Consider the following 21,963-nt stretch of genomic DNA (forward strand, 5'->3'; position numbering starts at 1 on the left):
AGGTGTCAAAGATGATGAATTGTCCTTTATGTGGGAATGCGGCGCACACTCGCAGCAGCTTCCAGGTGTCAAAGAACACAAAGGAACGCTATAACCAGTGCCAGAATATCAACTGCAGTTGTACTTTTAAGTCTCATGAGACGGTAACTGACATAATTATGACACCCGGCCAAGTAGTTAGTGTGCCCCCTCACCCTGATCGAGGCGCGCAACAAGTGCTATGGATGTAAAAAAACCCGCTTAGGCGGGATTTTTTTTGTGAGAATTGATAAATTTCTGCCGCCACTTTGTCGCCATTTACATGAGTGTTAATTTATAACTATTTGATAATTAATGGTTAAATAAATATAGTTGGATAAAGACCTATTTTCATGCAGATAGTGCTCTGTTAATCCTGACTTTGGCGTAATTGTATCAGAAGCAGGGTTGAATCAGGCATAATGAGCACGATTTCATACTGAACGGTGGGGAAAACGTGCAAGATAGTGAACTGACAGAACAGTTTCTTGATGCGCTGTGGATCGAGCGCAATCTGGCGCAAAATACCCTGTCCTCCTATCGGCAGGATCTGCAAACTCTCACCGGCTGGCTGGCGCATCACGGCTTAACGCTGACAACCCTGAGCGCGCCCGATCTGCAACAGTTTCTCGCGGAGAGACTGGAAGGCGGCTATAAAGCCTCCAGCTCTGCACGCCTGCTCAGCGCCATGCGCCGTCTGTTTCAGTATTTGTACCGCGAAAAGATGCGCACTGACGATCCCAGCGCGATGCTGGCCGCGCCCAAGCTGCCCCAGCGGTTGCCAAAAGATCTGAGCGAGGCGCAGGTGGATCGCCTGCTGCAGGCACCCGATGTTAACGTGCCGCTTGAACTGCGCGATAAAGCCATGCTGGAATTGTTATATGCCACCGGCTTACGGGTTTCGGAACTGGTGGGACTGACCCTGAATGACGTCAGCCTGCGCCAGGGCGTGGTGCGCGTGATCGGTAAAGGCAATAAAGAGCGGCTGGTGCCATTAGGTGAAGAGGCGGTTCACTGGCTGGAATACTATATGGAGCACGGGCGGCCGTGGTTGCTCAATGGGCAGACGCTGGACGTGTTTTTCCCCAGTAACCGTGCCCAGCAGATGACGCGGCAAACCTTCTGGCATCGTATCAAGCATTACGCCCTGCTGGCGGGCATTGATAGCGAAAAGCTTTCTCCCCATGTGTTGCGCCATGCTTTCGCCACGCATTTGCTGAACCATGGGGCTGACCTACGTGTCGTACAGATGTTACTGGGGCACAGCGACCTCTCAACGACGCAGATTTATACGCATGTCGCCACGGAACGTCTGCGACTGTTACATCAACAGCATCATCCGCGCGCATAGCTGGCGGAGAGTAAGGAAAACAATGAACAAACATGTTGCCATGCTGGCGCTGCTGGCCAGCGCTTTTTCCGGTTTGACCCACGCTGATGACAGCGCCATTCAGCTTTCCCTGAAGAAACTGGGTTTGCACCAGGCTGAGATCCAACCTGCACCGCTGCCGGGTTTTAAAACCGTGCTCACCGAAAGCGGCGTGCTGTACGTTACCGATGATGGTAAACACATGATCCAGGGGCCGCTTTACGATGTCAGCGGTGCTCAGCCGGTCAACGTGACGAACGCGCTGCTGGATAAAAAAGTTGAGGCGCTGGTTCCGGAAATGATCGTGTATAAAGCGCCCAAAGAGCAGCATGTGGTGACAGTGTTTACGGATATCACCTGTGGCTACTGCCACAAACTGCACGAACAAATGGCTGACTACAACGCGCTGGGCATCACCGTTCGCTATCTGGCTTTCCCACGTGAAGGCATGAACGGCAAAGTTGCCAGCGCCATGAAGGCCGTGTGGTGCAGCGCCGATCGCAACAAAGCCTTTGATGAGGCGATGAAAGGCGATGTGCCGAAGATGGATGCGCCAGCCTCCTGCACGATTGATATCGGCAAGCAGTACCAGCTTGGCGTACTGTTTGGTATCCAGGGCACGCCGGCGATTCTGACTGATAGTGGCATGATGATCCCCGGCTATCAAAGTCCACAGGAGCTCAGGCAGGTACTGGATAATCAAAAGCGTGGTGGTTAAGGCGTGGTAAAGCACGAAGTCGAGTTACGTCGCCGTGAAGCGGTAGCCGATTTGCCGGGGTTACCGGCAGATTTACCGCCGCTCCTGCGTCGGCTTTATCTGCAACGTGGCGTCACCAACGCCGCCGAGCTCGAAAGGGGCGCGAAAAACCTGCTCCCTTTCAGTGCACTGAGCGGCATAGACAAGGCCGTTAACCTGCTTCATCAGGCGCTGCTGGATGGCCGCTGCATTATGGTCGTCGGGGATTTCGACGCTGACGGTGCCACCAGTACCGCCCTGACGGTGCTGGCGCTACGCAGCATGGGATGTAGCAACGTGCAGTACCTGGTGCCCAATCGTTTCGAAGATGGCTACGGCCTGAGTCCGGAAGTGGTTGAGCAGGCCCGCGCGCGCGGTGCAGAGATGATTCTGACCGTCGATAACGGCATTTCGTCCCATGCGGGTGTGGCGCTTGCGCATCAGCACGGCATTGCGGTGTTGGTGACCGACCACCACTTACCGGGCGAAACGCTGCCTGACGCCGATGCTATCGTTAATCCCAACCTGCCTGACTGTCATTTCCCCTCTCGTTCGCTGGCGGGCGTGGGCGTCGCTTTCTATCTGATGATGGCCCTGCGCGCCCATTTGCGCACTCAGGGCTGGTTTGGCGTCACGCGGTCAGAACCCAATCTGGCCGACCTGCTCGATCTGGTGGCGTTGGGCACGGTGGCAGATGTGGTGCCGCTGGATGCCAACAACCGCATTTTAGTGTGGCAGGGCCTGAGTCGTATTCGGGCCGGAAAGTGCCGTCCGGGCATCAAGGCCCTGCTGGAAATCGCCAACCGCGATGCCCGACAGTTGGCCGCCAGCGACCTGGGTTTTGCCCTGGGGCCCCGGCTTAACGCTGCCGGTCGGCTGGACGATATGTCTGTCGGCGTGGCGCTGTTACTGACCGACGATCTCAGCCAGTCGCGCATGTTAGCCAGCGAACTGGATGCGCTTAACCAGATGCGCAAAGAGATTGAGCAGGGGATGCAGAGCGAGGCACTGGCGTTATGCCAAAAGCTGGAGAACGAGCAAACCGATTTGCCGCTGGGGCTGGCCTTTTATCATCCTGAGTGGCATCAGGGCGTGGTCGGGATTCTGGCTTCCCGCCTGAAAGAGCGTTTTCATCGCCCGGTTATTGCCTTCGCACCGGCCGGTGATGGCATGCTGAAGGGATCGGGACGATCGATTGCCGGTCTGCATCTGCGCGATGCGCTGGAGCGTCTTGATACGTTGCATCCTGGCCTGATGCAGAAGTTTGGTGGTCACGCGATGGCCGCCGGACTGTCGCTGGAAGAGGCCCGCTACGACGAGTTTCGTCAGCGTTTTGCGGACCTGGTGGGCGAATGGCTGGCCGGCGAAGCGTTGCAGGGCGTCATCTGGTCGGACGGTGCCCTGCAGCCCGCTGAATTTTCTCTTCAGACGGCGGAAGTGCTGCGTGATGCCGGCCCATGGGGCCAGTCTTTCCCTGAGCCCGCTTTCGACGGCCGGTTCAGGCTACTGCAGCAGCGCCTCGTTGGTGAACGTCACCTGAAGGTCATGGTTGAACCTCTGGAAGGCGGACCGCTGATCGACGGTATCGCGTTCAACGTGGATACCACGTTGTGGCCTGACAGCAGCGTGCGCCAGGTCGAACTGGCCTATCGGCTTGATATCAATGAGTATCGCGGCAATCGCTCCGTCCAACTGATCATTGAACATCTCTGGCCGCTCAGTTAGCCAGCGGTGACGGCGGGGCCTCACATTCCCGCCGTTGCCAGTTTAACCTTGCCACGCCCGCGTCGGCAGAGCCAGTCCAGCTGGCTCAACGAAAGATTAACCTCTGCGCATTTTCTCAACGCTACAAACCGCCGTCGGTTTCGGGTAAACTCGCAGGTTAAATTTCTTATTCCATCGAACGTAAAAAAGACGCTAAACACATGTTTGAAATCAACCCGGTCAAATACCGTATTCAGGACCTCAGCGAACGCAGCGACGTTCTTCGGGGGTATCTTTGACTACGATGCTAAGAAAGAACGCCTTGAGGAAGTAAACGCCGAGCTGGAACAGCCCGACGTCTGGAACGAGCCTGAACGCGCTCAGGCACTGGGCAAAGAACGCTCCTCCCTGGAAGCCATCGTGGATACGTTCGATCAGATGAGCCAGGGGCTGGAAGATGTGCAGGGGCTGCTTGATCTGGCGGTAGAAGCCGATGACGAAGAAACCTTCAACGAAGCGGTCGCCGAGCTGGACGCGCTGGAAGGCAAGCTCGGCGAGCTAGAGTTCCGCCGTATGTTCTCTGGCGAGTACGACAGCGCCGACTGTTACATCGATCTGCAGGCCGGTTCGGGTGGAACAGAAGCGCAGGACTGGGCCAGCATGCTGATGCGCATGTATCTGCGTTGGGCAGAAGCCAAAGGGTTCAAAACAGAAATTATTGAAGAGTCAGAAGGTGAAGTCGCGGGCATTAAGTCGGTGACGATTCGCGTGTCTGGCGATTACGCGTTTGGCTGGCTCCGCACCGAAACCGGCGTACATCGTCTGGTACGTAAGAGTCCATTTGACTCCGGTGGTCGCCGCCATACCTCCTTCAGTTCAGCCTTTATCTATCCGGAAGTGGATGACGATATTGATATCGACATCAACCCGGCTGACCTGCGTATTGATGTGTACCGCGCCTCTGGTGCAGGTGGTCAGCACGTTAACCGTACGGAATCGGCGGTGCGTATTACCCACGTTCCAACCGGTACGGTCACCCAGTGTCAAAACGATCGCTCTCAGCACAAAAACAAAGATCAGGCGATGAAGCAGATGAAGGCGAAGCTGTACGAGCTTGAAATGCAGAAAAAAAATGCCGAGAAGCAGATGCTGGAAGACAACAAGTCTGACATTGGCTGGGGCAGCCAGATCCGTTCTTATGTTCTGGACGACTCACGTATTAAAGATCTGCGTACCGGCGTGGAAACGCGCAACACGCAGGCGGTGCTGGATGGCGATCTGGACCGTTTCATTGAAGCAAGTTTAAAAGCAGGGCTATAAGGAACCGACATGTCTGAACAACAACCGCAGAGCGCTGACGTCGCACTTGAGTTAAATAACGAACTGAAAACGCGTCGCGAGAAGCTGAGCGTGCTGCGTGAAAACGGCGTGGCGTTTCCTAACGATTTTCGTCGTGATACCACCTCCGATCGGCTGCATGCCAGCTATGACGAGAAGAGTAACGAAGAGCTGGAAGACTTAGGCATTGAGGTCAGCGTGGCTGGCCGTATGATGACGCGCCGTATCATGGGCAAGGCGTCTTTCATTACCCTGCAGGACGTGGGCGGCCGCATTCAGCTGTACGTGGCACGTGACGATCTGGCCGAAGGTATCTACAACGAGCAATTCAAAAAGTGGGACCTGGGCGATATCCTCGGCGCACGCGGTAGGCTGTTCAAAACCAAAACCGGCGAATTGTCGATTCACTGCTCAGAGCTGCGCTTGTTAACGAAAGCCCTGCGCCCGCTGCCAGACAAATTTCACGGTCTGGCCGATCAGGAAACGCGCTATCGTCAGCGCTATCTTGATCTGATCGCCAACGATGAATCACGCAACACCTTCAAAATCCGTTCGCAGATCATGGCCGGCATTCGTCAGTTCATGGTTGGACGCGATTTTATGGAAGTGGAAACGCCAATGATGCAGGTGATCCCGGGCGGCGCTTCAGCGCGTCCGTTTATCACGCATCACAACGCGCTGGATATCGATATGTATCTGCGTATTGCGCCAGAGCTGTATCTGAAACGCCTGGTGGTGGGCGGTTTCGATCGCGTGTTCGAGATCAACCGTAACTTCCGCAACGAGGGGATTTCGCCTCGTCACAACCCAGAGTTCACCATGATGGAACTCTATATGGCTTATGCGGATTACAAAGATCTGATTGAACTGACCGAAAGCCTGTTCCGTACGCTGGCGCAGGATATCCTGGGCTGCACGGTTGTGCCTTACGGTGAGCAGGAATTCGATTTTGGTAAGCCGTTTGAAAAACTCACCATGCGTGAAGCGATCAAGAAGTACCGTCCGGAAACCGATCTGGCCGATCTTGACGATTTCGACAAAGCGGTGGCGATTGCTCAGACCATTGGCATCAAAGTCGAGAAAAGCTGGGGCTTAGGGCGCGTAGTGACCGAAATTTTTGAAGAAACCGCTGAAGCACATCTGATTCAGCCAACCTTCATTACCGAGTATCCGGCTGAAGTGTCGCCGCTGGCCCGTCGCAACGACGAAAATCCTGAGATCACCGATCGCTTTGAGTTCTTTATTGGCGGACGTGAAATCGGCAACGGTTTCTCTGAGCTTAACGATGCGCAGGATCAGGCTGAGCGTTTCCTGCAGCAGGTGAATGCGAAAGATGCGGGCGATGATGAAGCGATGTTCTACGACGAGGATTATGTCACCGCCCTGGAACATGGTTTACCGCCAACGGCAGGCTTAGGCATTGGTATTGACCGCATGGTCATGCTGTTTACCAACAGCCACACCATCCGCGACGTAATTCTGTTCCCGGCGTTGCGCCCAGGCTCAAAGTAATTATCAGATGCTGGTTAAAGGCCGGGTGATTCCGGCCTTTTTTATTTCTGCTCTGCAACCCGCCACGGCATGTGCGCTTGAGTAATCCCGTCCCCTCTGCCAGGCTGAACATCTCAACCTGGAGCCACCATTATGAAGCCACGTCCTGACTGTATTCTTCACTGGCAAGCGCTGGAAGGCGAAGACAACGAACATTATTCCGATAGCGATGAGCTGATGTCCATTGGTACACCACTGGCGAAACTGTCTGGATTAACCCGGCTGGGCATTCATCATGAAAGGTTGCCGCCCGGACGCCGCATGTCTTATCCCCATGCGGAAAGTGCGGAAGAGGAGTTTATCTTCGTGCTGGAAGGTTATCCACACGCGTGGATCAATGGCGAATTGTATCCGCTGTCACCGGGAGAGGCCGTGGCGTTTCCGGCCGGTACCGGCATTTGTCACACCTTTATCAATAACAGCGACGCCGACGCGCGCTTTCTGGTGATCGGCGAGGTCAGCAAAGCGGAGAACCGCATTACCTATCCGCTAAACCGCGACTACGAAGCCACGCGCGAAGACAAGTGGCTTAACCCACCGCAACAGCAGATGGGCACACATCCCGGACTGCCGGACGAAAAGCCTTAAGATTTCACAGCATTATCCAGCCAGGTCTGGAAGCGTGAGTAGGGCACATAGAGCGCCACATCTTTATACAGCGTTTTTCCGCTCTTGTTGTCGTTGATGCGCTGGCTGTAACCCACAATCACGCCTGCCAGCGTGTCGTCAGATGCATTATAAACCGCGCCCCCTGACATGCCCTTAACCACGCCCGCATTGGCGGCCACGACAACGCAGTTCGCTTTGTTCCAGTCATTTGCCAGCGTGGTGTTCACCAGGTTTTTCCCGGTAGAGCTCACGGGCATTGCAGAGATGAAGCTGTAGCCGTAAAGATTCACTTTGTCGCCAATATGGCTGTTACGGAAGGACGGTGGCAGGTTGGCTTCGCTGTTCTTGTGGTACACGACCGCGAGATCGCACTCAGGATGCCAGGCTTTCACGCGGTAAAGCGAATATTTTGCGACGTGGGCGGCCGTGAGGCTGTAGTCAGGGGTAAGGGGAATAGTCGTGCCCAGCGTGCCCAGCCCCAGCACGGTGGGAATGCCTGTTACGGTCATATCCACGCGCTTCTCTGCTTCTCTGCTGTATTCATAATGGCCGACTGAGCAGCCTGTAAGACTGATTACCATCAAAACGATAAGCCGTTGCATTTTCTCTCTCCGCGTCAGTTGGACTGCATTTCATCTGGCGATTCATAAGAGCTATATCGGCAACGCTAATACTTTATTGATAACTAAAATCGGTATTAGCAAAAAAACGGCTACTTCGCTGGCAACCTTTATCATCGTCCGGTGCGTTACGCGGCGGCATCCTCGCTAACTGTATGTTTAATAAGCCTGGTTGATGCGTATGTCAATTATTGCCATACACGCAATAGATTGTTGTTGTTATGTGAGTATCAGATGACAGGTAGCTATGCTGTAATACGTAGTGTGATATAGATCATAAATTATAGCTCGTTTATCAGGATGCATGCGTCATCCGTCTCGTTGTAATTATTATTTTTGGGAGAGTGTTATGCCTGTTGCATTGCTTGCACTGGCGCTGAGTGCGTTCGCTATCGGAACCACTGAGTTTGTGATCATGGGCCTGTTGCCGGAGGTCGCAAACGATTTGCGCGTGTCCATTCCGTCCGCAGGTTGGTTAATTAGCGGCTATGCATTAGGCGTAGCAATCGGTGCACCGATCATGGCGCTGTTAACGGCGAAGTTGCCCCGTAAAAAAACGCTGATTCTGTTGATGGTAATTTTTATCATCGGCAATCTGCTGTGTGCTCTGGCCTACAGCTATAACCTGCTGATGCTGGCACGGGTGATTACCGCCCTCTGTCACGGGGCTTTCTTTGGGATTGGATCGGTGGTCGCGGCCAGTCTGGTTTCCGCCGATCGTCAGGCTTCTGCCGTGGCGTTGATGTTTACCGGTCTGACGCTGGCCAATGTATTAGGCGTGCCGTTGGGAACCTGGTTTGGTCAGCTGTTTGGCTGGCGTGCGACATTCTGGGGCGTTTCGGCTATCGGCGTACTGGCCTTCATTGCCTTAATCACCAGCCTGCCGGGAAATAAGAATGAGAAGCCGGTCGATCTGGCGAGCGAAATCAGCGCGCTGGCCAACGGCAAACTGTGGCTGTCATTACTGATGACAGTCTGTTTTGCTGCCGCCATGTTTGCCCTGTTTAGCTACATAGCACCGCTGCTGCTGCAGGTTACCGGCATCAGCGATCGTGGCGTGAGCTGGACGTTGTTTCTGATTGGCGCGGGCCTGACCGTGGGCAATATTCTGGGGGGCAAAATGGCCGACCGCAAAGTCTCCCTGAGCCTGATAGGCAGTTTTTCGCTGATTACGCTGTTCTCACTGCTGTTTAGCTGGACCAGCCACGCGCTCTGGCTGGCGGAGATCACCTTGTTCCTGTGGGCAATGGCAACCTTTGCCACGGTTCCCGGCCTGCAGATCAATGTGGTGCGTCACGGTAAAGAGGCACCTAATCTGGTTTCCACCCTGAATATTTCTGCCTTTAACGTTGGCAATGCGCTTGGCGCGTGGGTGGGCGGCGCGGTGATTGCGCGCGGCTATGGACTGACCGCGGTTCCTGTTGCCGCCGCCGCGCTGGCGGCGGTTGGACTGATGGTTTGCTTGATCACCTTCCGCAAATCCGGCGGTGCTGCGGCCCGGGTGCATGCCTAAGCGAGTCTGTCCGCAATCTGCTCAGGAAAACGGGCCACCTGTTGCTGCAGGTGGTTCACAAACGCCTCTACCAGCGCGGATGCCGGCCGATGCTGCGGCCTGACGAGGCTAACGGTAAAAGGCACAGCGACGCTAAAAGGGCGCATCACCACACCGCTGTCGGCGTAATCCAGCGCCGTCAGCGGATTCACCACTGAGATCCCCACTCCGGCCTGCACCATCGCGCACACGGACGCCGCGCTGTGGGTTTCCATCACCATCCTGCGTGTCACACCTTGCTCATGAAACAGTGCGTCGAGCAGCTGGCGGTAGCTGTCCGTGCGCGACAGGCTGACATAGTTCTCACCGGCGAAGTCCTGCGGCGTCAGCAAGGCGCGCTGCGCCAGGCGATGGTGCTGCGGTAACACGCACACTTCATCGCAGGTCAGCAGAGCCTGGCGATCGGTCCCGGCGGGGGCGTGCTGCGTTTCCGTAATGCCCAGATCGTAACGCTGAGCCGACAACCACTCTTCCAGTAATGGGGATTCCTGCGGAATAATGTTCAGACTGACATCAGGGTAGCGCTGCAAAAAGGTCTGGCAGACGGGCGGCAGCAGTGACTGGGAAAAAACCGGCAGGCAGGCGATAGAGAGCTCACCCTGGCGAAACTGGCGTAATCCCTCTGCGGCATCAATGATGCGATCCAGCCCATACCATGAGCGCTGCACTTCTTCGAACAGCCGTAAGCCCTGTACGGTAGGCTGTAAGCGGCCGCGCACGCGCTCAAACAGCGTCAGACTCAGCTGCCGTTCCAGTCGCGCCAGCTCGCGGCTGACGGTAGGCTGGGACGTCTGCAGCAGAGTCGCAGCCTGCGTGAGGTTTCCGCTGGTCATAACAGCATGAAAAATCTCGATATGCCGCCAGTTGATTTTTGCCATGCATCATTCCATATCATTTTTGCATAGATGCTATTAAAACAGATATTTTTCGGCATGGCACGATTCTGGCTTAATGGTTTTATTGCCACAGGAGAACCCCATGCCTCGTCCACTTAATACCACCGAAACCGCCCTGAACGTCGATAATTTACTGCCGCTGGCACGTCAGTACAGCGGCCCGTTCTGGGCTTATGATGCGCAGGTTATCCAACAGCGTATTGCTCAACTCCACGCATTTGATGTGGTGCGCTTTGCGCAAAAAGCCTGTTCTAACACCCACATTCTGCGCCTGATGCATTCTGCGGGCGTTAAGGTTGATTCGGTTTCCCTGGGCGAAATTGAGCGTGCGCTGGTGGCCGGCTTTCAGCCCGACAGTGACGAAATCGTATTCACTGCCGATGTCCTGGATAACCCTACGCTTGCCAGGATTGCAGAGCTTAAGGTGCCGGTTAACGCCGGATCCGTGGATATGCTGCATCAACTGGGTGCCGTTTCGCCAGGACATGCCGTCTGGCTGCGCATTAACCCCGGCTTTGGTCACGGGCACAGCCAAAAAACCAATACCGGTGGCGAAAACAGTAAGCACGGCATCTGGCCCAGCGATTTGCCCGCTGCTCAGGCGGCTATCGAACAATATGGACTGCGCCTGATCGGCATTCATATGCATATCGGTTCAGGCGTGGACTATGCGCACCTGCAGCAGGTCTGCGATGCCATGGTGGATTTGGTCGTGGAATTTGGCCAGGATCTTGAGGCTATCTCTGCCGGAGGCGGTTTATCCATTCCCTATCACTACGGGGAAGAGGCGATCGATACCGATCACTATTTTGGCCTGTGGGACGCGGCACGCCAGCGCGTGGCGAACCATCTGGGCCATGCCGTGAAGCTGGAAATCGAACCCGGCCGTTTCCTGGTCGCGGAGTCAGGCGTGCTGGTCTCTCAGGTTCGGGCAGTAAAAGAGATGGGCAGCCGTCACTTTGTGCTGGTGGATGCAGGCTTCAGTGATCTGATGCGCCCCTCCATGTACGGCAGCTACCATCATATCTCTGTGATGGCGGGCGATAACCGGGCGATCGATGAACAGGCAACGATCGACAGCGTAGTTGCAGGCCCTCTGTGCGAGTCGGGCGATGTTTTCACCCAGCTTGAAGGTGGCAAGGTGGAAACCCGGGCTATTCCGGCCGCGAAAGTCGGGGATTATCTGGTGTTTCACGACACCGGCGCTTACGGCGCATCGATGTCCTCAAACTACAACAGCCGCCCACTGATTCCTGAGATCCTGTTTGAAAACGGCGAGCCGAGAGAAATCCGCCGCGCGCAGCGCATTGAAGATCTGCTGGCGCTGGAATGAGGCTACTGCGCCTGTTGAAAGACGATGACGGACAGGCCAGCCGTGCCACCGCACGGCTGGTCGTGCCCGTCAGGGGGCTGGATAGGTGTAACGGCGATGGATCGCTTCGAGTTCTTCCAGAACCTCATTGCTGAGCGTCACGTTGGCGCTGTCGATATTGATCTTTAACTGATCCAGCGTGGTTGCGCCCAGCAGGGTGCTGGACACAAAAGGTTGCTGACGAACAAACGCCAGTGCCATTTGTGAAGGATCAAGCTGATGTTTTTGGGCCAGCGCCACATATTCCGCCACCGCCAGCTGAGACTGCTCACCGCTGTAGCGGGTAAAGCGGCTAAACAGGGTATTACGTGCACCCGCGGGCTGCGCGCCATTCAGGTATTTACCGCTCAACGTACCAAACGCCAGGCAGGAATAGGCCAGCAGCTCCACGCCTTCATGCTGGCTGATTTCCGCCAGGCCCACTTCAAAACTGCGATTTAGCAGGCTGTAGGGGTTTTGAATAGAGACGATACGCGGCAGTTCATGCTTTTCTGCCAGCTGCAGATAACGCATGACGCCCCACGGCGTTTCATTCGACACGCCGATATAGCGGATCTTACCTGCCCGCACCTGCTCAGCCAGAGCCTCCAGCGTTTCTAACAGCGTGACAGGGACGCTGTTCTCACTGTACTGATAGCCCAGCTTGCCAAAGAAGTTGGTTTGACGCTGCGGCCAGTGAAGCTGATACAGATCGATGTAGTCGGTGTTTAAACGTTTCAGGCTGGCATCCAGCGCCTCGCGAATATTTTTGCGATCCAGCGCCATATTAGGGCGAATCGACGCATCGTTGCCGCGCGTTGGGCCGGCAACTTTACTGGCAAGAACGATTTTGTCCCGGCTACCGGTCTTTTTTAACCAACTGCCAATATATTTTTCGGTCAGCCCCTGAGTTTCGGGCCGCGGGGGAACAGGATACATCTCGGCAGTATCAATCAGGTTGATGCCCGAACTGAGGGCTAAATCCAGTTGAGCGTGGGCGTCGGCTTCGCTGTTTTGCTCACCAAACGTCATGGTGCCCAATCCAAGCTGGCTCACTTCCAGCGAGCTATGGGGGATACGGTGATAGTGCATTGCCGGCTTCCTTTTCTGTAGGGATAAGTAATATGACTTCAGGGACTATAGCGCGAGGCGTAGCGGCTAAGAAAGGGGGATAACAGAGAGAAATAGCCTGCCGACGCGGGGGAGGGGCGACAGGCCGATACTTTTCGCATCTAACGTTCAATAATGGTAGAAACGTCGTCACTGTTGATCTGCACCGTATGGCCTGACTGATCGGTGTATTGCACTAGCCCCGTTTCTTTATCAATGCTCGGTTTCCCTTCGGTCATAATCATCCGGCCATCTTTTGTTGCCATAACATAATTGGAACTGCATCCACCCAATGTCACCGCAGCAACGGCCAATAATACAATTTTACTCAGCCCTTTCATTATGCTCATCCTCACGAATCGTCCACTGCAAAAAGTGTAGTAATAAATCCTTTTACCGATTGGGTTAATCGTATCAATCTGAAAATAACCGGGCGGCGCGGAGCCGCCCTTGACAACATTAGTGCGTTTTTTTCTTACTGCGCATCAGGTTAAGGCACTCAACGGCCATCGAGAAGAACATAGCAAAATAAATGTAACCTTTTGGTACATGCACCGCGAAACTTTCCAGGATCAGGGTAAAACCCACCAAAATCAGGAACGAGAGAGCCAGCATTTTGACCGACGGATGACGATCAACGAACTCACCAATACTGCGGGCAGCGACCATCATCATTAATACCGCAATCACCACTGCCGCCATCATAATAAACAAATGGTCGGAGAGGCCCACGGCCGTAATAACGGAGTCGAGACTAAAAATGATGTCGAGCAACATGATTTGAACAATGGCACCCATGAACGAGTGAACGTTGGTTTTGTGCTCGGCTTCTTCGCCTTCTATCGTTTCATGAATCTCCATGCTGGACTTCCACAGCAAGAATAATCCACCAAACAACAGGATGAGATCGCGTGCTGAAAAAGCATGATCCATGAGGGTAAACAATGGGTTGGTCAGTCTTGCGACCCAGGCAATAGAGGCCAGTAACCCCAGACGCATCAGCATTGCGCCCATCAAACCGATGCGGCGTGCGCGGGCTTGCTGATGTTTGGGGAGTTTTGCCACCACTAACGACAGAAAGATAATGTTATCAATGCCCAGAACCACTTCCAGAATGGTCAGGGTGCCCAGCGCCAGCCAGGCGTTGGGATCGGTAATCCACTCGAACATACCTGCACTCATATCCTAAACGAAAATTAAACAAAGATTATACGCACCAAATTTGTCTAACTCACATTTAAATACCGCCAGGGACGCGAGAATAAGGCTGTCAGACCAGAAAATGGCGTGCCAGAAGCGGGCCTGTAAAACTTTTCTTGAGATAAAACCCGCGTGGCAGCGTCATGATGGGCTGTCCGCGATCGCCGATCCCTTCCGTTAAGGCTTTGCTGTTTGCTGCTTTGGGGCGAATCTGCAGCCAGGCACCGTGACGGGCGGTGATGCGTTCTACCTGACCCAGTACGATCATATCCATCAACTCCTCCCAGTCCTGGCGCAGCATCTCATCTTCCTGCGCGTCGGGGCTCCACAGCAGCGGCGCGCCAACCCGACGTTCGCCTAACGGGATGTCACGCTCGCCCTCTACCGGCATCCACAGGACGCGCGCCAGCTTATGGCGGACATGGCTTTTTTGCCAGGTGACGCCGCTGTTTCCGGTGAGGGGCGCAACGCAAACAAATGTTGTTTCCAGCGGCTTGCCATAGCGATCGACAGGGATCGTTTTTAGTTCAATTCCCAGGTGTGCGAAATCCTGTTCTGCTTTACTGCCCGCACTGGCGCCCAGATGCCATTCCAGCAGCATCCCGACCCAGCCTTTATCCCGTTTCAGGTTGGCCGGTATCGGAATGCCTGCCTGGTCGGCCAGGGTTTGCAGCGTTAAACCTGCCAGTGACTGGGCGCGCGATAACAGTGTTGACTCATCTTCAGGTGGCCCGGGAAGGAATGTCATGTGAATAACTCATAATGATTAATAATTAAGCAGCCTGCGGCAGCCTCAGGTTTTCCACAGGAAAGAACGCGGTATAACTCACATAATAACATGAAACATAGTACTTTTTTTTACAGCGAAATTGGCAGGCTCCAACTCATGTCGCAGGTTATCCCAACTTGCTATCAACAATGAACAGGATCTCAAGCCCAGTTATCCACAGAAAAATGGGATAACCCCGTCTCAGGTTGCCTACTGGTTCCATTTACAGCCTTGACTTTGCTGTTTTTCAACAAAAATTAAGCCGTTTGATGCAAGCTTGAGCCGATCGCTGTGGATAAAAAGCATTGTGGTGGATCTTTAGCCAATTGTCAGCACGAAGGAATTATCCGCCCCCTTTCCGGCAGGGTAAAAGGCAGCAGAGTAAAAAAATAGTCTTATATTTCAAGAGTAAATCGTGGTCTTGTTTTTGGCACCTTCAGATTCATCCTGGTACGTTATTCAGTTAACTCCCGTGTTCTGCACAAAGCTATCCACAGAAAACGTGAATAAGATCTCTCTTTTTACGGACTTTTGTTTATAACTTCGCATGAGTCTGTGAGTTATCCCGACATTACGCCCCTAAGCGCCCGCAAATCCAGTGGTTTACCGCCTGTAAGGAGTGTGAAACAATCAGACCATTCAATTTTAGCTTTTGAGGTAGTCCGGTGATCGATGATGATGGCTACCGCCCGAATGTTGGTATCGTAATTTGTAACAGGCAGGGGCAAGTGTTATGGGCCAGGCGCTTTGGACAGCACTCCTGGCAATTTCCTCAGGGAGGCATCAATCCCGGTGAAACCGCGGAACAGGCGATGTATCGCGAACTGTTCGAAGAAGTCGGGTTACACCGTAAAGATGTTCGAATACTTGCATCTACCCGTAACTGGTTGCGCTACAAGTTGCCAAAACGTTTGGTGCGTTGGGACACAAAACCGGTTTGTATTGGTCAGAAACAAAAGTGGTTTCTTCTGCAGTTGATGTGTAATGACGCAGACATTAATGTGCAGCACAGCAGCACGCCGGAATTCGACGGCTGGCGGTGGGTAAGCTTTTGGTATCCGGTCCGTCAGGTTGTCTCTTTTAAGCGCGATGTTTATCGTCGGGTGATGAAAGAATTCGCTGGCGTAGTGATGTCCATGCAGGAGAGTGCGGTGCAGCGAAATCATCCTGCCCATCGACGTAAAAGAGGATAGGCCACGCCCTTTATGCTCACTCAGTTGCGAGAAATTGTTGAAAAGGTGGCGAGTGCGCCACGTCTGAATGAAGCACTCGACATTCTGGTTAATGAGATCTGCCTGGCGATGGAAACGGAAGTCTGTTCCGTCTACCTCGCCGATCACGAACGTCGCTGTTATTACCTGATGGCGACACGCGGTTTGAAAAAACCGCGTGGGCTAACGGTCAAGCTGGCGTTTGATGAAGGTATTGTCGGTCTGGTGGGGCGACTCGCTGAGCCGATTAACCTTGCCGATGCGCAGAGCCATCCCAGCTTTAAGTACATTCCTTCAGTAAAGGAAGAGCGCTATCGCTCTTTCCTTGGCGTGCCTATTATCAGCCGCCGCCAGCTTATGGGCGTGCTGGTGGTTCAGCAGCGTGAACATCGGCAGTTCGACGAAAGTGAAGAGTCGTTTCTCGTTACCCTGGCCACGCAGCTGGCTGCCTTACTGTCACAATCGCAACTGAGTCAGTTGTTTGGTCAGTATCGTCTGGCACGCATTCGGGCCATTGCTGCCGCCCCAGGCGTTGCCGTCGCGCCGGGCTGGGTAGACGAAACCCAGCCCTTACTCGATCAGGTTTCTGCCGCCTCAACGCTGGATCCGCAGCGTGAACGCGAGCGTTTGTCACTGGCCATGACCGAAGCCGCCAGTGAATTCCGTCGCTTCAGTAAACGCTTTACCGCCAGCGCGCAAAAAGAGAGCGCGGCGATCTTCGATCTCTACTCGCACCTGTTAACGGACGCACGCCTGAAAAAGGATCTTTTCGCGGAGATCGAGCGGGGATCCGTTGCCGAGTGGGCGGTCAAAACCGTCATTGAAAAGTTTGCCGCCCAGTTTGCCAGCCTGACGGACAGCTATCTGAAAGAGCGCGCCGGCGATCTGCGGGTGTTGGGTCAACGTTTGCTGTTCCATCTCGATGATTCTCTGGTGGGCGTGAACGCCTGGCCTGAGCGTTTCGTGCTGGTGGCAGACGAACTCACCGCCACAACGCTGGCGGAAATTCCGCACGAGCGGCTGGCAGGGATTGTGGTACGCGACGGCGCGGCGAACTCCCATGCGGCCATTTTGACCCGGGCGATGGGCATTCCGACCGTCATGGGCGCGGACATTCAACCCAGTCAGTTAAACAAACGTTTGCTGATTGTCGATGGCTATCGCGGTGAACTGCTGATCGATCCTGAACCGGTTCTGGTGCAGGAGTACCAGCGGCTAATCAGTGAAGAAAATGCCCTCAGCAAAATGGCTGAAGGCGGCGTGGACAGGCCGGGCGAGCTGCGTAGCGGTCAACGTATACAGGTTATGCTGAACGCGGGGCTGAGCCCGGAGCATGAGCAAACGCTGGGCAGCTGGGTTGATGGCATTGGCCTTTACCGCACTGAAATTCCCTTTATGCTGCAAAGCGGTTTTCCATCGGAAGAAGAGCAGGTTGCTCAGTATCAGGGCATGCTGCAGCTGTTCCACGAAAAGCCGGTGACGCTGCGCACGCTGGATATCGGGGCAGATAAGCAACTGCCTTACATGCCAATCAGTGAAGAGAATCCTTGCCTGGGCTGGCGGGGCATTCGTCTCACGCTCGACCAACCCGAGATTTTTATGGTGCAGGTGCGCGCCATGCTGCGTGCTAACGCCGCGTCAGGTAATTTGAGCATTTTGTTGCCGATGATCAGCCATATCGATGAGATCGACGAAGCCAAGCGGCTCATTCAGCGTGCCGGGACAGAAGTGGAAGAGATGCTCGGCTATACCATTCCGACGCCGCGCATCGGGATTATGATTGAAGTGCCTTCTATGCTGTTTATGATCCCGCACCTGGCGTCGCGCGTCGATTTCGTGTCTGTCGGAACCAATGACCTGACGCAGTATTTACTGGCGGTAGATCGTAACAATACCCGCGTGGCGAACCTGTATGATTCGCTGCATCCGGCTATGCTGCGTGCGCTACAGGCAATTTCCATTGAAGCCCATTTGGCGAATCTGGAATTATGCTTGTGTGGTGAAATGGCGGGCGATCCGATGTGTGTGGCGCTATTGATAGGGATGGGGTATCACCATCTCAGCATGAACGGGAAGAATGTCTCACGCGTGAAATATCTGCTGCGTCATCTGGATTACGAAGAAGTCCAGAAACTCAGTACTCAGGCGCTCAAAGCCTATTCAGCGTCAGATGTGCGTCAGCTGGTCTCGGCGTTTATGGAAGAGCGCGGCCTGGGCGGCCTGATTCGCGGCGGTCGTTAACCCAGGTTACATTTCTGCGGCTACTCAGAAAACTGGCTGTGCTATGATGCCCAGCCCTAATTTATGTGCATCACGTCCCCTTTTCAGGGCTGAAAATAAACGGTGAATGATGAATAACGGCTATATCGCATTTCCGCAGTTCGATCCGGTAATCTTCTCGATCGGACCGCTTTCGCTTCACTGGTACGGATTGATGTATCTGGTGGGTTTTGTTTTCGCCATGTGGCTGGCGGTGCGTCGGGCCAACAAGCCAGGCAGCGGCTGGAAAAAAGAGGAAGTAGAGAACCTGCTTTACGCGGGCTTCCTGGGCGTTTTCCTGGGTGGTCGAATTGGTTATGTGCTGTTTTATAACCTGCCGCTGTTTCTCGATAATCCGCTTTACCTGTTTAAAGTCTGGGATGGCGGTATGTCATTCCACGGCGGGCTGATTGGCGTGATCCTGGTGATGCTGATATTTGCGCGTCGCACCAAACGTAATTTCTTTCAGGTCTCTGATTTTATTGCGCCGCTTATTCCGTTTGGCCTGGGCGCTGGTCGCCTGGGTAATTTTATCAATGGTGAACTCTGGGGCCGTGTCGATCCCAATTTCCGTTTCGCCATGCTGTTCCCCGGCTCGCGCAGCGAAGATATCGCGCTGGCGGCCAACAACCCACAATATCAGGCCTTACTGAACACCTATGGCGTGCTGCCGCGTCATCCTTCACAGCTGTACGAGCTGTTTCTTGAAGGCATCGTGCTGTTCATTATCCTGAACCTGTTTATTCGTAAACCTCGCCCGATGGGCAGCGTCTCTGGCCTGTTCCTGATTGGCTACGGCACATTCCGCATTATTGTTGAATTCTTCCGTCAGCCAGACGCACAGCTTGGTTTGCTCACCGGTGGACTGAGCATGGGGCAACTCCTGTCGATCCCAATGATTATTGCCGGTGTGATTATGATGATTTGGGCGTATCGCCGTCGCCCGCAGCAACAACTTCACGAGGAAAAATGAAACAGTATCTGGACTTAATGCGCTACGTGCTGAACGAAGGCACACCAAAATCTGACCGTACCGGTACAGGCACGCTTTCAATTTTTGGTCACCAGATGCGTTTTAATCTGCAGGATGGTTTTCCGCTGGTCACCACAAAAAAGTGCCACCTGCGCTCCATCATTCATGAACTGCTGTGGTTTCTGCAAGGCGATACCAATATCGGTTACCTGAAAGAAAACAACGTCTCAATCTGGGATGAGTGGGCGGACGAGCAGGGTAATCTTGGGCCAGTCTACGGCAAGCAGTGGCGCAGCTGGGGCACGGCAAGCGGTCAGGAAATTGATCAAATCACCAAGGTGATTGAACAACTGAAACGCGATCCGGATTCCCGCCGCATTATTGTGTCAGCCTGGAACGTCGGCGAGCTGGATGAGATGGCGCTGGCACCGTGCCATGCGTTTTTCCAGTTCTATGTTGCGGACGGTAAACTCTCCTGTCAGCTTTATCAGCGTTCTTGCGATATCTTCCTGGGGCTGCCGTTTAATATCGCCAGCTATGCGTTGCTGGTGCATATGGTGGCACAGCAGTGCGATCTGGACGTGGGTGATTTTGTCTGGACCGGGGGCGATACGCACCTTTACAGCAACCATCTGGAGCAGGCCCATCTGCAGCTGACACGTGAGCCGCGACCGCTGCCGACGCTTGTCATCAAGCGCAAACCTGCTTCGTTGTTCGATTATCGCTTCGACGATTTCGAGATTGAAGGTTACGATCCGCATCCGGCGATTAAAGCCCCGGTTGCCGTCTGACGGTTTCCTGATACTAAGCCCCGGTATGACTTTGCATACCGGGGCTTTTTTTATCTTTCCGCCCGGCGCTTTGCGGCGATGATCTCAAACGATGCTTCAAACACGGCATGCAGCTGAAATAGTCTGCAGCGCCGCTTCCCGTTCCCGCTTTTACACATTGCCATCCCGCCCGCCAGATCGCACGCTGTTGCCATGAAAAGACCAACATCAAAAGGGTTTACGCTGGCAGAGCTACTGTTTGTCATGGTGATTGTCGGCATTCTCAGCGCGTTTGCCACGCAGGGCTGGCAGCGCTGGCAGCAGCGTCAGCAACTGCGTGACAGCGCTCGCCAGCTGCAATTTTTTTTGCTCAGCGTACGGGCGCAGGCCAACTGGCAAAACCGCGACTTTGTGTTATGGGCGCGAACCATGCAGCCCTGGTGCTTAGGTGTTGGCGATGCGCCGGTAAACGGCTGTGATCCCGCCCGACGCCTGCATTTTATTGCGCCGCACACGGGCGTGACCTTGCAGCCGCTGCGCGGTGAGCCAGGCTTTTACGGACGGCGCAACGTGGCCAGAGCGGGCAGCATTGAGCTGGTCAATCCAGCGGGACGAATCCGGCTGATCATCTCGTCACGGGCGCGGATTCGCCTGTGCTCCTCAGAGGAAGCAGGCTGCGAATGAAAGTGGCCGGATTTAGCCTGCTGGAAATGCTGATTGCGATGGCCATCAGTGCGGTACTGATGGTGGGCGCAGGGCGCTTTATGCCGCTGCTGTTGGGGGAAAATCTCCGTCTGCAACAGCGGGTGCAATTGCAAACGGAGCTGCAGCAGATGTTGTCTACACTGGAAAAAGCCGTGCGACGGGCAGGCTATTGCCAGGGAGAATGTGGCCGTGAAGGATTAACAATAACCGGGAGCTGCCTGCTTATCCGCTTTGATGAGAACAGCAACGGTCGCTGGGAAGATATCAGCCAAGGTGAAAGCGACTATTACGGCTACCGGCTGCGGCAAAAGCAGCTGGAGATGCAGCGCGGTGTGGATAACTGCAATGGCAGTGGCTGGGAGCGCTTGTCCGACCCCGCGTTTCTCTCTGTGGAAGCCTTTGAACTGCAGCGGGAAGGCCAGCGGGTCAGGATAATGCTGCAGGGGCGAACGGGTCAGCAGGAGGAAACAGTGGTGCGCTGGGTAGAGGGCATGAATTTGTGAAGGCGCAGGGCAACAGCGCGCTGGGGATGGTGTTAATCATCATGCTGACAGGCGGCATAACGCTACACGCCAGCCGCGACATGCTGACGCAGGGGATGCGCGGGGTTGCCGATGAGCAGCGTTTCATTCAGGGATTCTGGCAGGCGCAGTCGGCGCTGCAGTGGGGGCTGACCTTACAGTGGCCCGAGCAGCCGCCGTTATTCTGCCAACAGGAGAACCGGTATGGCTGGCAGAGCTGCCTGCAAAGAACCGCAGATGACAAAGGATTACTTAAAGGTGAAGACCGCACTGGCGAGATGGCCCTGTGGCGCTGGGTACGGGTGCAGGGCAGCACCATTCACCCTTTGCCGCAGGGCTGGATTGACTACTGCCCGCTGGCCGCGTCAGAGCAATGTTTCTGACGCGCGTGGGTTCAGCCTGCCGGAAGCCCTGTTTGCCCTGCTACTGATGGCTGTGAGCACCAGCGCTCTGCTTCAGTATCACCGGGTGTTGACGCTGGGTTTCAGTCAGCAGTGGCAGCAACGAGAAGCCTGGCGCGTTGCAGAGCAGCGACTGCTTGGCCACGAGGTGCCAGGCTGGCAATCCCGTTTCGAGAAAACACAAGGTCCGGGAGGCTGTGTGCTGGAAAAAGCCGAGGTAAGCGGGCCGCATCAACGTCACGCCAGCCTGATGCGTTTAACCTGTTAAGCGGTTAGGGCATTATGCTTACCCGCCTTTTG

23 protein-coding genes are annotated in these 21,963 nt (G+C 54.6%); 17 read left to right on the plus strand and 6 right to left on the minus strand.

Annotated features, from left to right (window positions below; genetic code table 11):
* Nucleotides 1-11 precede the first annotated feature (11 nt).
* The 7 genes from NXS97_RS17470 (at nt 12) to NXS97_RS17500 (ending at nt 7,304) form a co-directional block, all read left to right on the plus strand.
* Nucleotides 12-230 carry an ogr/Delta-like zinc finger family protein gene (locus NXS97_RS17470; RefSeq protein ID WP_259232521.1) on the plus strand — a complete coding sequence of 73 codons (219 nt, stop codon included), beginning with the start codon at nt 12-14 and terminating at the stop codon, nt 228-230.
* Nucleotides 231-475: 245 nt separating this feature from the next.
* Nucleotides 476-1,369, plus strand: coding sequence for a site-specific tyrosine recombinase XerD (gene xerD / locus NXS97_RS17475; RefSeq protein ID WP_015699600.1), 894 nt, complete (start codon nt 476-478; stop codon nt 1,367-1,369).
* A 22-nt stretch (nt 1,370-1,391) separates the two neighbouring features.
* The gene (dsbC, locus tag NXS97_RS17480; RefSeq protein WP_259232526.1) at nt 1,392-2,105 is read left to right on the plus strand and encodes a bifunctional protein-disulfide isomerase/oxidoreductase DsbC; all 714 of its coding nucleotides are present in this window, start codon (nt 1,392-1,394) and stop codon (nt 2,103-2,105) included.
* A gap of 3 nt (nt 2,106-2,108) precedes the next feature.
* A complete protein-coding gene (recJ, locus tag NXS97_RS17485; protein ID WP_013027000.1) occupies nt 2,109-3,848 on the plus strand; it encodes a single-stranded-DNA-specific exonuclease RecJ in 1,740 nt (579 codons plus the stop codon).
* Between the two features lie 200 nt (nt 3,849-4,048).
* Nucleotides 4,049-5,147 (plus strand): peptide chain release factor 2 gene (gene prfB / locus NXS97_RS17490; protein WP_104933680.1). Its coding sequence is split into 2 segments (ribosomal slippage): nt 4,049-4,123 and nt 4,125-5,147, totalling 1,098 coding nucleotides; the frame shifts between segments, so codons are not numbered across the junction.
* A gap of 9 nt (nt 5,148-5,156) precedes the next feature.
* A complete protein-coding gene (gene lysS / locus NXS97_RS17495) occupies nt 5,157-6,677 on the plus strand; it encodes a lysine--tRNA ligase (protein WP_116220040.1) in 1,521 nt (506 codons plus the stop codon).
* Nucleotides 6,678-6,809: 132 nt separating this feature from the next.
* On the plus strand, nt 6,810-7,304 hold the full coding sequence (locus NXS97_RS17500; RefSeq protein ID WP_014594486.1) for a cupin domain-containing protein: 495 nt from the start codon (nt 6,810-6,812) through the stop codon (nt 7,302-7,304).
* Here NXS97_RS17500 and NXS97_RS17505 read toward each other — a convergent pair.
* Nucleotides 7,301-7,927: a hypothetical protein gene (locus NXS97_RS17505; protein ID WP_013026996.1), complete on the minus strand. Its 627-nt coding sequence runs from the start codon at nt 7,925-7,927 to the stop codon at nt 7,301-7,303. The two genes, NXS97_RS17500 and NXS97_RS17505, sit on opposite strands and share 4 nt — an antisense overlap.
* Before the next feature lie 367 nt (nt 7,928-8,294).
* Between NXS97_RS17505 and NXS97_RS17510 the strand changes: the two genes are divergently transcribed.
* Nucleotides 8,295-9,458 carry an MFS transporter gene (locus NXS97_RS17510; protein ID WP_015699602.1) on the plus strand — a complete coding sequence of 388 codons (1,164 nt, stop codon included), beginning with the start codon at nt 8,295-8,297 and terminating at the stop codon, nt 9,456-9,458.
* On the opposite strand, the gene NXS97_RS17515 is transcribed toward NXS97_RS17510, so the two are convergent.
* Nucleotides 9,455-10,375: a LysR family transcriptional regulator gene (locus tag NXS97_RS17515; RefSeq protein WP_013026994.1), complete on the minus strand. Its 921-nt coding sequence runs from the start codon at nt 10,373-10,375 to the stop codon at nt 9,455-9,457. The two genes, NXS97_RS17510 and NXS97_RS17515, sit on opposite strands and share 4 nt — an antisense overlap.
* Before the next feature lie 100 nt (nt 10,376-10,475).
* On the opposite strand from NXS97_RS17515, the gene lysA reads away from it, so the two are divergent.
* Entirely contained in the window at nt 10,476-11,726 is a 1,251-nt protein-coding gene (lysA, locus tag NXS97_RS17520) for a diaminopimelate decarboxylase (protein ID WP_029569108.1), read from the plus strand.
* Between the two features lie 69 nt (nt 11,727-11,795).
* Here lysA and NXS97_RS17525 read toward each other — a convergent pair whose 3' ends face one another.
* The 4 genes from NXS97_RS17525 to mutH form a co-directional block, all read right to left on the minus strand.
* Nucleotides 11,796-12,836, minus strand: a complete 1,041-nt coding sequence (locus tag NXS97_RS17525; protein ID WP_013026992.1) for an NADP(H)-dependent aldo-keto reductase — start codon at nt 12,834-12,836, stop codon at nt 11,796-11,798.
* A gap of 140 nt (nt 12,837-12,976) precedes the next feature.
* Complete coding sequence (locus tag NXS97_RS17530; RefSeq protein ID WP_014594481.1) at nt 12,977-13,195, minus strand: YgdI/YgdR family lipoprotein; 219 nt, start codon at nt 13,193-13,195, stop codon at nt 12,977-12,979.
* Between the two features lie 118 nt (nt 13,196-13,313).
* Nucleotides 13,314-14,024 (minus strand): TerC family protein, encoded by a 711-nt coding sequence (locus tag NXS97_RS17535; RefSeq protein WP_014605139.1) that lies wholly within the window; start codon nt 14,022-14,024, stop codon nt 13,314-13,316.
* Between the two features lie 100 nt (nt 14,025-14,124).
* The gene (gene mutH / locus NXS97_RS17540) at nt 14,125-14,802 is read right to left on the minus strand and encodes a DNA mismatch repair endonuclease MutH (protein WP_116220039.1); all 678 of its coding nucleotides are present in this window, start codon (nt 14,800-14,802) and stop codon (nt 14,125-14,127) included.
* A 686-nt stretch (nt 14,803-15,488) separates the two neighbouring features.
* On the opposite strand from mutH, the gene rppH reads away from it, so the two are divergent.
* The 8 genes from rppH to NXS97_RS17580 all read left to right on the plus strand — a co-directional run bounded on the left by rppH (nt 15,489) and on the right by NXS97_RS17580 (nt 21,931).
* A complete protein-coding gene (rppH, locus tag NXS97_RS17545) occupies nt 15,489-16,016 on the plus strand; it encodes an RNA pyrophosphohydrolase (protein WP_013026988.1) in 528 nt (175 codons plus the stop codon).
* 12 nt (nt 16,017-16,028) lie between these two features.
* Nucleotides 16,029-18,275, plus strand: a complete 2,247-nt coding sequence (gene ptsP / locus NXS97_RS17550; RefSeq protein WP_013026987.1) for a phosphoenolpyruvate--protein phosphotransferase — start codon at nt 16,029-16,031, stop codon at nt 18,273-18,275.
* Nucleotides 18,276-18,384: 109 nt separating this feature from the next.
* Nucleotides 18,385-19,266, plus strand: coding sequence for a prolipoprotein diacylglyceryl transferase (lgt, locus tag NXS97_RS17555; protein WP_024471441.1), 882 nt, complete (start codon nt 18,385-18,387; stop codon nt 19,264-19,266).
* Nucleotides 19,263-20,057, plus strand: coding sequence for a thymidylate synthase (gene thyA, locus NXS97_RS17560; protein ID WP_015699606.1), 795 nt, complete (start codon nt 19,263-19,265; stop codon nt 20,055-20,057). Before lgt ends, thyA begins: the two co-directional genes overlap by 4 nt.
* Before the next feature lie 192 nt (nt 20,058-20,249).
* On the plus strand, nt 20,250-20,720 hold the full coding sequence (locus tag NXS97_RS17565; RefSeq protein WP_013026984.1) for a prepilin peptidase-dependent protein: 471 nt from the start codon (nt 20,250-20,252) through the stop codon (nt 20,718-20,720).
* On the plus strand, nt 20,717-21,244 hold the full coding sequence (locus NXS97_RS17570; protein WP_015699607.1) for a prepilin peptidase-dependent protein: 528 nt from the start codon (nt 20,717-20,719) through the stop codon (nt 21,242-21,244). Before NXS97_RS17565 ends, NXS97_RS17570 begins: the two co-directional genes overlap by 4 nt.
* On the plus strand, nt 21,241-21,645 hold the full coding sequence (locus NXS97_RS17575; RefSeq protein ID WP_028715744.1) for a DUF2509 family protein: 405 nt from the start codon (nt 21,241-21,243) through the stop codon (nt 21,643-21,645). Before NXS97_RS17570 ends, NXS97_RS17575 begins: the two co-directional genes overlap by 4 nt.
* Nucleotides 21,605-21,931, plus strand: a complete 327-nt coding sequence (locus NXS97_RS17580) for a prepilin-type N-terminal cleavage/methylation domain-containing protein (protein WP_019104747.1) — start codon at nt 21,605-21,607, stop codon at nt 21,929-21,931. The genes NXS97_RS17575 and NXS97_RS17580 overlap by 41 nt, the downstream gene beginning before the upstream one ends.
* Nucleotides 21,932-21,963 lie beyond the last annotated feature (32 nt).

Origin of the sequence: Pantoea sp. B623, from assembly GCF_024814475.1 — a bacterium.
Lineage (GTDB): Bacteria > Pseudomonadota > Gammaproteobacteria > Enterobacterales > Enterobacteriaceae > Pantoea > Pantoea ananatis.

Excerpts from the sequence above, each read along its gene's own strand:
- NXS97_RS17570 (WP_015699607.1), top strand. The coding sequence starts at position 20,717 with ATGAAAGTGGCCGGATTTAGCCTGCTGGAAATGCTGATTGCGATGGCC.
- dsbC (WP_259232526.1), top strand. The coding sequence starts at position 1,392 with ATGAACAAACATGTTGCCATGCTGGCGCTGCTGGCCAGCGCTTTTTCC.
- lysA (WP_029569108.1), top strand. The coding sequence starts at position 10,476 with ATGCCTCGTCCACTTAATACCACCGAAACCGCCCTGAACGTCGATAAT.
- NXS97_RS17565 (WP_013026984.1), top strand. The coding sequence starts at position 20,250 with ATGAAAAGACCAACATCAAAAGGGTTTACGCTGGCAGAGCTACTGTTT.
- NXS97_RS17515 (WP_013026994.1), bottom strand. The coding sequence starts at position 10,375 with ATGGCAAAAATCAACTGGCGGCATATCGAGATTTTTCATGCTGTTATG.
- lgt (WP_024471441.1), top strand. The coding sequence starts at position 18,385 with ATGAATAACGGCTATATCGCATTTCCGCAGTTCGATCCGGTAATCTTC.
- NXS97_RS17500 (WP_014594486.1), top strand. The coding sequence starts at position 6,810 with ATGAAGCCACGTCCTGACTGTATTCTTCACTGGCAAGCGCTGGAAGGC.
- NXS97_RS17525 (WP_013026992.1), bottom strand. The coding sequence starts at position 12,836 with ATGCACTATCACCGTATCCCCCATAGCTCGCTGGAAGTGAGCCAGCTT.
- lysS (WP_116220040.1), top strand. The coding sequence starts at position 5,157 with ATGTCTGAACAACAACCGCAGAGCGCTGACGTCGCACTTGAGTTAAAT.
- mutH (WP_116220039.1), bottom strand. The coding sequence starts at position 14,802 with ATGACATTCCTTCCCGGGCCACCTGAAGATGAGTCAACACTGTTATCG.
- NXS97_RS17535 (WP_014605139.1), bottom strand. The coding sequence starts at position 14,024 with ATGTTCGAGTGGATTACCGATCCCAACGCCTGGCTGGCGCTGGGCACC.
- NXS97_RS17505 (WP_013026996.1), bottom strand. The coding sequence starts at position 7,927 with ATGCAACGGCTTATCGTTTTGATGGTAATCAGTCTTACAGGCTGCTCA.
- thyA (WP_015699606.1), top strand. The coding sequence starts at position 19,263 with ATGAAACAGTATCTGGACTTAATGCGCTACGTGCTGAACGAAGGCACA.
- NXS97_RS17530 (WP_014594481.1), bottom strand. The coding sequence starts at position 13,195 with ATGAAAGGGCTGAGTAAAATTGTATTATTGGCCGTTGCTGCGGTGACA.
- NXS97_RS17510 (WP_015699602.1), top strand. The coding sequence starts at position 8,295 with ATGCCTGTTGCATTGCTTGCACTGGCGCTGAGTGCGTTCGCTATCGGA.
- ptsP (WP_013026987.1), top strand. The coding sequence starts at position 16,029 with ATGCTCACTCAGTTGCGAGAAATTGTTGAAAAGGTGGCGAGTGCGCCA.
- NXS97_RS17470 (WP_259232521.1), top strand. The coding sequence starts at position 12 with ATGATGAATTGTCCTTTATGTGGGAATGCGGCGCACACTCGCAGCAGC.